The sequence below is a fragment of the Nocardioides sp. genome (assembly GCF_035703625.1).
GTDB lineage: Bacteria > Actinomycetota > Actinomycetes > Propionibacteriales > Nocardioidaceae > Nocardioides.
In genome coordinates, this window is sequence record NZ_DASSXS010000040.1 from 1 (window position 1) to 11,056 (window position 11,056).

General features: G+C 72.1%; 13 protein-coding genes and 1 pseudogene. 6 read left to right on the forward strand and 8 right to left on the reverse strand.

Going from position 1 to position 11,056, the window contains the following annotated elements:
• A pseudogene (locus tag VFN12_RS01660) lies at window positions 1-261 on the forward strand (PPOX class F420-dependent oxidoreductase); the annotation flags it as partial.
• A gap of 10 nt (window positions 262-271) precedes the next feature.
• On the opposite strand, the gene VFN12_RS01665 reads toward VFN12_RS01660, so the two are convergent.
• From VFN12_RS01665 to VFN12_RS01695, 7 genes are all read right to left on the reverse strand, one after another.
• Complete coding sequence (locus VFN12_RS01665; RefSeq protein ID WP_325116807.1) at window positions 272-1,090, reverse strand: ABC transporter permease; 819 nt, start codon at window positions 1,088-1,090, stop codon at window positions 272-274.
• Window positions 1,087-2,061: an ATP-binding cassette domain-containing protein gene (locus VFN12_RS01670; protein ID WP_325116808.1), complete on the reverse strand. Its 975-nt coding sequence runs from the start codon at window positions 2,059-2,061 to the stop codon at window positions 1,087-1,089. The genes VFN12_RS01665 and VFN12_RS01670 overlap by 4 nt, the downstream gene beginning before the upstream one ends.
• A gap of 102 nt (window positions 2,062-2,163) precedes the next feature.
• Window positions 2,164-2,763 carry a YdeI/OmpD-associated family protein gene (locus tag VFN12_RS01675; RefSeq protein WP_325116809.1) on the reverse strand — a complete coding sequence of 200 codons (600 nt, stop codon included), beginning with the start codon at window positions 2,761-2,763 and terminating at the stop codon, window positions 2,164-2,166.
• 5 nt (window positions 2,764-2,768) lie between these two features.
• Window positions 2,769-3,992: an endonuclease/exonuclease/phosphatase family protein gene (locus tag VFN12_RS01680; RefSeq protein WP_325116810.1), complete on the reverse strand. Its 1,224-nt coding sequence runs from the start codon at window positions 3,990-3,992 to the stop codon at window positions 2,769-2,771.
• 131 nt (window positions 3,993-4,123) lie between these two features.
• Window positions 4,124-4,552, reverse strand: coding sequence for a VOC family protein (locus VFN12_RS01685; protein ID WP_325116811.1), 429 nt, complete (start codon window positions 4,550-4,552; stop codon window positions 4,124-4,126).
• Between the two features lie 2 nt (window positions 4,553-4,554).
• A complete protein-coding gene (locus VFN12_RS01690) occupies window positions 4,555-5,040 on the reverse strand; it encodes an SRPBCC family protein (protein ID WP_325116812.1) in 486 nt (161 codons plus the stop codon).
• The gene (locus VFN12_RS01695; RefSeq protein WP_325116813.1) at window positions 5,037-5,402 is read right to left on the reverse strand and encodes a metalloregulator ArsR/SmtB family transcription factor; all 366 of its coding nucleotides are present in this window, start codon (window positions 5,400-5,402) and stop codon (window positions 5,037-5,039) included. The genes VFN12_RS01690 and VFN12_RS01695 overlap by 4 nt, the downstream gene beginning before the upstream one ends.
• A gap of 136 nt (window positions 5,403-5,538) precedes the next feature.
• On the opposite strand from VFN12_RS01695, the gene VFN12_RS01700 reads away from it, so the two are divergent.
• Window positions 5,539-5,814: a DUF1905 domain-containing protein gene (locus tag VFN12_RS01700; protein WP_325116814.1), complete on the forward strand. Its 276-nt coding sequence runs from the start codon at window positions 5,539-5,541 to the stop codon at window positions 5,812-5,814.
• 7 nt (window positions 5,815-5,821) lie between these two features.
• Here VFN12_RS01700 and VFN12_RS01705 read toward each other — a convergent pair whose 3' ends face one another.
• The gene (locus tag VFN12_RS01705) at window positions 5,822-6,730 is read right to left on the reverse strand and encodes a hypothetical protein (protein ID WP_325116815.1); all 909 of its coding nucleotides are present in this window, start codon (window positions 6,728-6,730) and stop codon (window positions 5,822-5,824) included.
• A 107-nt stretch (window positions 6,731-6,837) separates the two neighbouring features.
• On the opposite strand from VFN12_RS01705, the gene VFN12_RS01710 reads away from it, so the two are divergent.
• From VFN12_RS01710 to VFN12_RS01725, 4 genes are all read left to right on the forward strand, one after another.
• Entirely contained in the window at window positions 6,838-8,106 is a 1,269-nt protein-coding gene (locus tag VFN12_RS01710; RefSeq protein WP_325116816.1) for a hypothetical protein, read from the forward strand.
• Window positions 8,107-8,244: 138 nt separating this feature from the next.
• Window positions 8,245-9,141, forward strand: coding sequence for an ABC transporter ATP-binding protein (locus VFN12_RS01715; RefSeq protein ID WP_325116817.1), 897 nt, complete (start codon window positions 8,245-8,247; stop codon window positions 9,139-9,141).
• Window positions 9,138-9,992 carry an ABC transporter ATP-binding protein gene (locus tag VFN12_RS01720; RefSeq protein ID WP_325116818.1) on the forward strand — a complete coding sequence of 285 codons (855 nt, stop codon included), beginning with the start codon at window positions 9,138-9,140 and terminating at the stop codon, window positions 9,990-9,992. The genes VFN12_RS01715 and VFN12_RS01720 overlap by 4 nt, the downstream gene beginning before the upstream one ends.
• On the forward strand, window positions 9,993-11,056 hold a 1,064-nt coding region (locus VFN12_RS01725), incomplete at its 3' end, for an ABC transporter permease (protein WP_325116819.1).

Below are 11,056 nucleotides of genomic sequence, written 5' to 3' on the forward strand. Positions count from 1 at the left end.
CTCGAGCGCGAGCCGTGGGCGGCCCTCCACGTCAACGCCGGGAGCCACTGGTCCTACGTGGTCATCGAGGGCGACGTGACGCTCTCCGACGTGGCCGCCGACCCGGCCGATGCCGCGGTCGAGGAGCTGGTCGAGCTCTACCGCTCACTGGCCGGTGAGCACGACGACTGGGACGCCTACCGCGCCGCGATGGTGGACGAGGGTCGCGCCGTCGTACGCATCTCGCCGGTGCGTGCCTACGGGATGTTGCGCCGGTCCTGACCGGGGTCCGTCAGCGGCTGGTGGCCCGGCGGTACTGCCTGCTTGCCAGCGGGATGAAGATCGCCAGGATCAGCGCCGACCAGATCAGCGTGTAGAGCTCCGGGTGCTGCAGCGGCCACGCCGTCGGCTCCGGTCCCCCGATCGGGTTGGTGTTGCCGAACAGCTCGCGGGCGGCCTGGGTGACCGCGGAGACGGGATTCCACTCCGCGAACGTCTGCAGCGGCCCGGGCAGGGTCTCCAGCGGCACGAACGTGTTGGCGATGAACGTGAGCGGGAAGATCACCATGAAGGCCGCGTTGTTGACCACCTCGGGCGAGGGCACCAGCATCCCGATCCACGCCATGATCCAGGAGATCGCGTAGGCGAAGACCAACAGCAGCACGTAGGCCCACAGGGCGTTGAGGACTCCCTCGCGGATCCGCCAGCCGACCAGCAGGCCGGTCAGGCTCATCACGATCAGCACGATCACGTTGTTGAGCACGTCGGAGAACGTGCGGCCGGCCAGCACCGCCGACGGTGACATCGGCAGCGACCGGAAGCGGTCGATGATCCCCTTCTTCAGGTCCTCGGCCAGCGCGTACCCGGTGATCGTGGAGCCGAACACGACGGTCTGGGCGAAGATCCCCGCGATCAGGAACTCGCGGTAGGCGTCGCCACCGCTCTGCTGGTCGATCGCCCCGCCGAACACGTAGGCGAACAGCAGGATGAACATGATCGGCGACATGGTCGTGAAGACCAGCAGGTCGGGAACGCGCTTGATCTTGATCAGGTTGCGCTTGGCGACGACCAGGGAGTCGGCGACCGGGGTGCCGTGCAGCGTCGAGCTCATCGGGTCACCGCCCCTTCCTTCTCGGGTGTGGCTTCGGCGGCGTGGCCGGTGAGCGACAGGAACACGTCGTCGAGGGTGGGACGGCGGAGCCCGACGTCGTCGACCGTCACCCCCTGGGCGTCGAGCCGGCGCAGCGCGTCGGCCAGCACCGCCGCGCCGCCGGCGACGGGTACGACGATGGATCGCCGCTCGGTCTCCACGGCGACCTCGCCGGTGGCGAAGGGGGCGACCGCCGCCACCGCCGTCTGCACCTGGGCCTCGTCGTTGACGGTGATCTCCAGCCGCTCGCCGCCGACCTGTGACTTGAGGACGTCGGAGGTGCCTTCCGCGATCACCCGGCCCTGGTCGATGACGACGATGTTGTCGGCGAGCAGGTCGGCCTCCTCGAGGTACTGCGTGGTGAGCAGCAGGGTGGTGCCGCCGGAGACCAGCTCCTGGAGGATGTGCCACATCTCGGTCCGGCTGCGCGGGTCGAGGCCGGTGGTGGGCTCGTCCAGGAACAGCACCGGAGGGCGCGCCACCAGCGCGCCGGCCAGGTCGAGCCGGCGCTGCATGCCTCCGGAGTAGGTCTTGGCGGGCCGGTCGGCGGCATCCTCGAGGCTGAACGCCGCGAGCAGCTCACGGGCACGGTCGGCGGCCTCGCGCCGGCGCAGGTGATAGAGCCGGCCGACCATCTCGAGGTTCTCGAAGCCGGTGAGGTACTCGTCGACGGCGGCGTACTGACCGGAGACGCCGATCTTGCGGCGCACGCCACGCGGGTCGTCCGCCACGTCGATCCCGGCCACCTCGGCCCGGCCCTCGTCGGCCAGGATCAGGGTGGTCAGGATCTTGACCGCCGTCGTCTTGCCGGCGCCGTTGGGCCCGAGCATCGCGAGGACGCTGCCCTCGGGAACCCTCAGGTCGACCCCGTCCAGTGCCGTGACGTCCTTGTAGCGCTTGACCAGCCCCTCGGCCAGGATCGCGTCTGTCATCGGTGTCCCTCCGTCCCTCTGCCCGGTCCAACCACGCCGGTGCGCCAACTCTTCCACGACGACCGAAACCGCCCTCACTCAGACCGGGGCTGGCGCCCGGACTCATCGCTGCGGCGGCCGTCGCTTCTGCGGGTACGTCGTCTCGTGCCGCGCCAGCATCGCGACGAACTCCTCGATCTTGCGCGCCCGGGTCTCGGGCCGCTTGACCCCGCCCAGCCGGTAGATCAGGGCGAACCGGTTCGCCGAGGTGAGGACGTCGAACATCGCCTGCGCGTCCGGGTTCGCGGCGATCGCCGCGGCCAGGTCGTCGGGCACCTCGGCGGTGGCCGGCCCGGCGTACGCCTGCTCCCAGCGGCCGTCGGCCTGGGCCGCCCGGACCGCCGCGCGGCCGGACTCCTGCATCCGGCCCTCCTCCTCGAGCCTGCCGACGCGGGCCACGTTGGTGGCCGACCAGCGGCTCCTGGGGCCGCGCGGGGTCATCCGCTGCAGCGAGCTGCCCTCGTCGCGCCGGCGCCCCTGGCCGTCGATCCACCCGAAGCAGAGCGCCTCGCAGACCGCCTCCTCGTAGACCAGTGACGTGACCTCCCCGCCCTTCTTGTGCAGCACCAGCCACACCCCGCGCGCCGAGTCGTGGTGCTCGGCGAGCCAGGCCCGCCAGCCCGCGGCGTCGGGGACGAGGAGCTCGGGGAGGTCGTCGGCCACCGGCCTCAGCCCCGGTGCGGCAGCAGCAGGTCGGCCCACACCAGCCGGTGGTCGCTGGCGTCGATCAGGGCGGCGGCGGGATCTGTCGAGACCGGCCAGAAGACAGCCGAGTCGAGGATCCGGACCGACCGGTGGGGCAGGAGGTAGTCGGCGCGCAGGTTGCCCGGCGGCTCCGAGAAGTCGGCGGTGTCGAACCGTGGCGGGCTCCGGTGCGACTGGTTGCCCGGCTGCGTCTGCGACGCCTCGACCGCGCCCCGGCTGTCGGGCGTCATGGTGGCGTTGACGAGGGGGTGCTCGAGCAGCTGCTGGGCGGAGCCGGGCACCGAGTCGCCGTCGAGCGGGTCGGAGTTCTGGTCGCCGGCGATGACGAACCTCGCGTCGCGCGCGAGGCCGCCGTACCCGCCGTCGTCGTCGTAGATGTACGACGCCCGCGCGCCCCCGCTGACGTAGTCGGACCAGAAGCGGATCTCGTCGTGGTTGCGGGTGCCGTTGCGGTCCTCCTGCCCGTCGAAGACGGGCGGCGTCGGGTGGGAGACGAGGAAGTGCACCGTCTCGTGGCCGATCCGGAGGGGCAGGTCCCAGTGGGACTTGCTGGAGAGCCGGACGTCGTCGAGCTCGTCCGGGGAGTACCAGTCGGCCGGGGCCGCGGTCGCCGGGTCGTCCGGCAGCATGGCGCCCGGCACGTCCTTCCAGAGGAAGTGCTGGAAGGTGCGGATCTGCTCGGTGTCGATGGGGAACTTCGAGTAGACGACCATGCCGTACTGACCGGGGAAGAAGCCGAACCCGTAGGCGTCGCCCGGGCCCCCGACCGCGCCGTTGTTGTCGAGGTCGTGCCCGCTGGGGATCCCGGTGTTGGAGGGCGCCACGAAGTAGTGCCGGTACTCCACGGGGCGCTGGCCGCCCTGCGATACCTCGAGGTAGTTGTCGCGGAACAGCTCGGCCGCCCGGCCGCCCTCGACGTAGTCGAACTCGTTGACCAGGAGGACGTCGGGCCGCGTGCGCTGGACGATCTCGGCGACCTTCTGCGCCTGCCGGTTGTCGGGCGTGGACAGGTCGCGGACCAGGTCGCCCTGGTTGCCCCGGTTGAGCGAGGCGTTGTAGGTGGCGAAGCGGACGTCGCGGTCGACGCTCCGCCTCGACCCCTCGGCCCCGGCGGTGGCGCCGGGGACGACGAGGGCGAGGGCGACGAGGGTGGTGGCGGCGAGCAGGGCCGCGGATCTCCGAGACATGGGCCAGACAGTAGGTCCGCCCGACCCCGGCTGTGAACCACCCCGGGGTGAACAGATAGTCCCGAACGAAACGAACCCGGATCGGGGCCGGGGACAACCTTTTCGTTCGGGACTATCCGGAGAGGCCGGGGTCAGCCTTCGGTGCCGCCCCGGTGCTCGTGCGGGATCAGCGGCTGCTCGGCGCGTACCTTCAGCTGCTGCACCACCCAGCCGTTGCCGTCGGGGTCGGCGAAGCCGAAGAAGGTGCCCCCGTCCCGCTCGTCGAAGACCTCGATCGCGTCGCACTCGACGCCCCGCCCGATCAGCTCGGACCGTGCGGCCTCGGCGTCGGAGACCACCAGCTGCAGCCCGCGCAGCGATCCCGGTGCCATCTGCTGCTGGGACGGCAGGTCGCCGATCACGATCGAGCAGCCCGAGCCCCGGGGCGTGAGCTGTGCGAAGTGCATGTGCTCGTTACGGGTCTCGTGGTCGAGGGCGAAGCCCACCTGGTCGCGGTAGAAGGCGATCGAGCGGCCGAGGTCGCCGACCGGGACGACCACGACCTCGAGGGTCCAGTCCATGGTCATCCGGCGTCCACGGACGTGATCAGCCGCTCGAGCTTGTCGTAGCCCTCGACCATGCCCTTCTCCATCCCGCTCGAGACCATCGCGTCCCGCGTCTCCACCGAGGGGTAGACGGCGTGGGCGCTGAGCCGGGTGCGGCCGCCGCCGAGGTCGGTGAAGGTGAGGAACTCGATCGACACCTGGTCGGGTGCGCCGTCGTACTCGAAGGTCTGGATGGCGAAGTCGTTGTCGCGGACGGTGTGGAAGACGCCGTTGAAGCCGAACTCCGCGCCCTCGGGGTTGCGGTGCGTGAAGCGGTAGCCGCCCTGCGTCACGAAGTCGTGGCGCTCGATCTCCATCTCGTAGCCGTCCGGCCCCATCCACTGACGGAGCAGTTCGGGGTCGCGGTGCGCCCGGAAGACCGCGTCGACGGGGGCGTCGAACTCCCGTTCGGTGTCGATGTAGGGCAGCCCCTCGGGGGCGGTGACGGTGAGTGCGTTGGTCATGAAATTCCCTCCTTGCCTTGGTTTCTCTGTGGAGCCTTCTTGAGTACGGCGTCCAGGCGGCGGAACTGCTGCTCGTGGACGAGGCGGTAGCGGTCGATCCAGGCGGTGAGCGCCTCGAGCGCCGCCGCGTCGAGGTGGACCGGCCGGCGCTGGGCGTCGCGGGTGCGGGTCACCAGGCCGGACTGCTCCAGCACGGCGATGTGTCGCGAGACCGCCTGCAGGGTGATGTCGAACGGCTCGGCCAGCTCGTTGACGGTGGCCGGCCCCCTGCTGAGGCGGGCGATGATCCCGCGGCGGACCGGGTCGGCCAGCGCGGCGAAGGCGCGATCCAGCCGCTCCTCGTCGGCGACGGTCCCCGGCATGTATTCAATCCTCTCTTTGATCAACTAATACGTTGAATACAATCACGGGAATCCGGATCGCGCAAGAACCGGATCGGGAGACGTTGAGTCGTGGCGGTGGATCCGGTCTGCATCGGCGGACGCAAGGGAGGAAGTCATGACCAAGCTGGACGTGTCGTTCACGGCGACACTGCAGAAGAGTCCGAAGCAGGGTGGCTGGACCTACGTCGTGTGGCCGGGGTCGGTGGACTACTTCGGGACCCGCGGACTGGTGAAGGTGCGCGGCTCCGTCGACGGCGAGCCGATCGAGACGTCGTTCATGGCGATCGGTGACGGCACCCACAAGCTCCCGGTCAACGCCGCCGTCCGGCGCAGGCTCGGCAAGGCCGCCGGGGACGAGGTGACGGTGCGGCTCGTGGAGCGCCTCGGCTGAGGTCGGCTCACTCGAGGCCACAGGAGTCGCGGGCGAAGCGGATGGCGTCGGCTGCCCCGGCGTCGGACATCCGGAGGACCAGGTCACCCGACTCGCCTCCCAGCCGGAGGTGGACGATGAACGCGGTCGCCCCGCCGGCCTCGAGGAACGCGTGCTCGTCGCACCGGTTGGGTACGACGAGCAGCTCGATCCGGCGGACCGGCCCGTCACCACGCACGCGCGCCTGCGGTCGCCACACCGAGGACCCCTGCGCGGTCAGCACCGGTGTCCCGCCGACCGTCTCGATCGTGAGCACCCGGCCGGTCGTGCCGGTCGGCCGGGCCACGAGGACCAGCGTCCCGACGCTGCCCTGGCCCGACCCCTCGACCGGGACCTCGTCGGCGAAGGACAGCGCGGCGACCTCCGAGACGGCCAGCTCCAGGCAGCGCGAGGCGACGTACCGCGCGACCACGTCGGCCTCGTCCTCCACCGGGACCCGCACCGTCCGGCCGCCGAGCGCCAGGGTCACGCTGCCGGGGGACTCCGACCGCGGGTGCACGTCGCAGCGCGGCCGCGGCGGCAGCGCCAGGGGATAGCCGCGCTCGGAGTCGGCGGGGATGGCGCGCAGCCGCTCCCCGGGGATCGGCGAGCGGAAGCGCGGGTCGTGGTACCGGATCGAGGTGGGCGTGATCTCCCGGCGCAGGCCGTTGCCGATCCACACCTGGAACCGGCCCAGCGCCGAGTCGCGGGACGCCTGGCGCAGGTCGGCGACCAGCTCGCCCGCCGGTGGGCCCATGTCGGGCATCGGCAGCGGGGTGAGGGTCGAGATCGACGGCGACGGCGACGGCGACGGCTCGGCGGACGGCGACGTACCCCCGCAGCCGGCGGCGACCAGCGCCGCCAGGACGGCTCCGGTGAGCACCCCCGCCCTGCGCATGTCGCCACGGTACGGGCAACGGGGACCTGTGTCCGTCGCCGTCCCCGGGAGCGTTCTGGGGCACACGCCCCTCATAACCCGGGCGGCCGGAGGCTCGTTGGCCCCGCATGAGGCTGATCCTGCTGACCCTCCTGGCTGCCCTGCTCACCCCGGTCGCCGGCCCGACCGCTGGTCCCGCTGCCGCGGCCCAGGCGCCCCAGGACTGCTTCTGGACCAGCGTCTTCGACGAGGAGAACAGCAACCTCTTCTATCCCGACACCGGCGTGAACTACTACCTCGGCCGGGTCGCGCTCCCGCCGGGCGGCAGGCTCGTCGTCCGCGGGCAGTACCCGCACTCCCGCTACACCAGCTTCAACGTCTACGACGAGACCTTCAAGCCCACCGACGCCCTGGCCGACGTCGACATCCGCCCCGACCGTGGGTCGGTCAACCCGTTCGTCGTCGGCAACCGCCGCGACCGGGCCCGGCGTGACTACACGGTGAAGGTCGTGCCCGCCCCCGCTCCGGCACGCGACCGCAACCGGGCGCGCAACACCGTCTACCTCGGGGACGAGGGCAGGTCCCGCTACAACGCCAGCATGGTGCTCCGGGTCTACCTGCCCGACCGCGGACGCAACCAGTACGGCGGCGTCCCGCTGCCCGAGGTCGCCCTGCGGCTGCCCGACGGCACCGAGCTCGACCAGCCGGCCACCTGCACCGCCCTCACCCAGCAGCCCTCGACCGGCGTGACCGAGGCCGACCAGCAGGGCAACGGCCCGAGCCTCCCCGACTACACGACCGCAAGGAAGCACCCGGACTGGGAGCGGTTCTTCAACGTGCCGCGGACCATGCTGCGGCAGTTCAGCCAGACCCTCGCCGACGAGTACGGCGCCGAGAGCCGCGGCGGCTTCTTCAGCGACGGCAACAACGCCTATGTCTACGCGTTCATGGCCCGCGACCTCGGGCGGGTGCTCGTGCTGCGCGGACGGATGCCGGACGTTCCCGAGACCTACCGCCGGGAGCGGGTGTTCACCCGCGGGCAGCTGCGCTACTGGTCGATGTGCAGCGTCTCGATGCAGCCCTACGGGGTGACCGACACGATCGGCTGCGTCAACGACGCCAGGACCGCGACCAGCCGCGAGGGGTGGTACACCGTCGTCGTCAGCACCCCCGAGGACCGACCGGCCAACGCCCGTCGCGAGTGCGGCGTGACCTGGCTGCCGTTCGGGATCCGCCCGACCGCAGCCCTCGTGATGCGCAACCAGCTGGCCAACCCGCGCTTCCCCCACGCGATCCAGAAGGTCCGCAGGCCCGGGACCGAGCGCGAGGTGATGGGTGCGTTCCTGCCGCGCGGCCACTACACCGGAACCCGGGCCTTCCAGCGCCGCGGCTGCTGACCCGCCACCTCCTGCGCCACGGCCGCCACGAGCCGACGTCACGACCCGCTAACGAAGCCCGGACGAACGCGGCCAGAGACCGCGTTGCCGCCGGCGTGCGACTACGGTGTCCTAGCCATTTGCAGGAGAGGGGGACGCGTGAGCGTCGCGTACGACATCGGCGAGCTGAGCCGCCCGGGCGGGATCGGGGTCCGTTGCCAGGGCGTCGTACACCTCTACCGGACCTTCGAGGGCCACGACGTGGTCGCACTGCAGGGGGTCGACCTCGACATCGACGCCGGCGAGCGGGTGGCGTTCCTCGGGCCGAGCGGATCCGGCAAGTCGACCCTGCTCACCCTGCTCGGAGGCATTCAGAAGCCGAGTGCCGGGCGCATCTTCCTCGGCGAGGACGAGATCTCGCGTCTTGGAGAGCGGTTCCTCGCCCGGATCCGGGCCCGCCGGGTGAGCACGATGCTCCAGGGCGCGACCCGCAACCTGCTGCCCTACGCGACGGCCCGGCAGAACCTCGGGTTCGCCCGGCTCGCGCTCAGCGGCTCCGAGCGCCGGGAGGCGATCGACGACTACGACCTGCTCGCCAAGGTCGGCCTCGAGCAGCAGGCCGACCAGGTCGTCGCCACCATGTCCGGCGGACAGCGGCAGCGGCTGGCGCTCGCGTGCGCGGTCTCGACCATGCCGCAGCTGCTGCTGGCGGACGAGCCGACTAGCCAGCTCAGCCACGAGGACCGCGACCACGTCATCGAGCTGATCCACGAGCTCGGCGACGACCTCGGCAGCACGATCGTGGTGGTCACCCACCAGCCCGAGGTGGCCGCGACCTTCCCGCGGACGGTGACCATGAAGGGCGGCCGGGTCGGCGCCGAGGGACGGCACGGCGCCGAGTACGTCGTCATCGGCGCCGAGGGCGTGGTCCACCTGCCGACCCACCTGGCCGCGGAGTGGCCGCAGGGCACGCTGGTGCGGATCGAGCCCGAGGACACCGACCGGCTCGTGGTCTCCCGGCCCGCCGACCCGCACGAGGGCGAGGAGGACGTGTGAGCTCGCTCGAGATCACCGGGGTCTCCTACACCCTCTCCCGCACGCTGCTCCACGACATCGGCCTGGAGTTCCGGCCCGGCGAGCTCGCCGCCCTCTCCGGTCCGAGCGGCTCGGGCAAGACCACGCTGCTGTCCATCGCCGGCGGTCTGCTCGAGCCGACGCAGGGCACGACGTCGTACGCCGGCCGGCCGATGTGGCTGGGCACCGGCGACCCGCGCCCCGAGGTCGCGTTCGTGCTCCAGGTCTACGGGCTGATCCCCATCCTCTCCGCGCGCGAGAACGTCTCGGTGGCGTTGCGGGCGAGAGGCGTCAGCCCCCGTGAGTCCGACGAGAAGGCCGAGGCCGCCCTGGCGCGGTTCCACATCGCCGACCTCGCCGACCGGCAGGTCGAGGAGCTGTCGGGTGGCCAGATGCAGCGGGTGGCGTGTGCCCGCGGCCTGGTGGTCGGCGCCGACATCCTGCTGGCCGACGAGCCGACCAGCGAGCTCGACGAGGCCAACCGCGGCCTGGTGCTCGGCGAGCTCCGGCAGGAGGCGCTGCGCGGCGCCGTCGTGGTGGTCGCGACCCACGACCCGGCCGTGGCCGACGCCTGCGACCGCCACTACGTGCTCGACGACGGCCGGCTGACCGACCACGTCGCCGCGGTCGACCTCTCGGCGTGGGGACGCACCCAGCCGGAGCACCCGGAGCCCGTCCCGACACCGGTCGCGCCCGTCCCCGTCGGGGCCCCTCGCCCCCCGCAGATCGACCTGGTCGAGACGTCGACCGAGGAGCGTGGCACCCCCGACCGGGAGCCGGGCGACGACGAGATCTTCCGCCGTCCGCAGCGCGACGAGCAGGGACGAGCCTGAATGAACCGCACCCTCCGTGGTGTCTGGGCACGCCGCGGCACCCTCCTTCCCCTCTTGCTCCTGACCGCGGTCGTCGTCGCCGGCGTCGTCGCGGTGGTCGCGCTCGCCGCCGGGTCGAGGACCTCGGCCGCGGTCGCCGTACCGCTGCTCGCCCTGGGGCTGGTCGCCGTCCCCACCAGCGGTCGCGAGCTGGCGGCCACGCGCCGCCGGGAGATCGCGGTCGCCCGGCTGCGCGGAGTGACCAGCGGCCAGCTCGCGGCCACGCTGGCCGTCGAGCCGCTCCTGGTGCTGCTGGTGGGCTCGGCGGCGGGCACCGTGGTCGGGGCGCTGGTCGCCGCCGCGGCCGACCGCCTGTGGGTCGGGGCCGAGTCGTCGCTCGGGCTCAACGTCCTGCCGGCGGTGGCGATGATCGTCGTGGTCGGCCTGACCGCCGTGCTGGTGGGCATGGCGGGTGCCCTGCGTGAGCCGCTGGCCGACCAGGTCAGCGTGGCCGAACGACCGCGCGCCGCCTCCACCGCAGCCCTGTTCGGGAGCGTCCTGGTCCTGGTCGCCGCCGTGGTCGCGACCTACCGCTCGTCGGTCGTCGACGCCGCGGACCCGGGCTGGGTCGTCCTGGCCGGCCCGGCCCTCGTCGGCCTCGCCCTCGGCCAGATCACCGTCTGGGTCGTCCGGCTCCTCGCCGCGGCCGGGGTTCGGTGGACGTCCTCGTCCTCCCTGCCGGGCTTCCTGGCCACCCGACGCCTCGCCCGGATGGCCGAGGCGGCCTCGCCGATCCGGCTGGTGGTGGCGGCGACCGTGGTGGCTGCGGTCTCCCTCACCGGTGCCCAGCAGGTCGGGCAGTGGTCCGAGGCCACGGCGCGGATGCGGGTCGGGGCGCCGTACCGGATCGCCCTCGAGGACACCGACGCCACCGACGCGCTCCGCCTCACCCGCGACCTCGACCCGGACGGCGCCTGGCTGATGGCGGCAACGGTGGTGCCGGACGAGGGGAGCGTCCCCGCGCGCCGGGCCTTCCTCGACGTCTCGCGGTACGACGCCGTGATCGGCGACTTCTACTCCGGTAC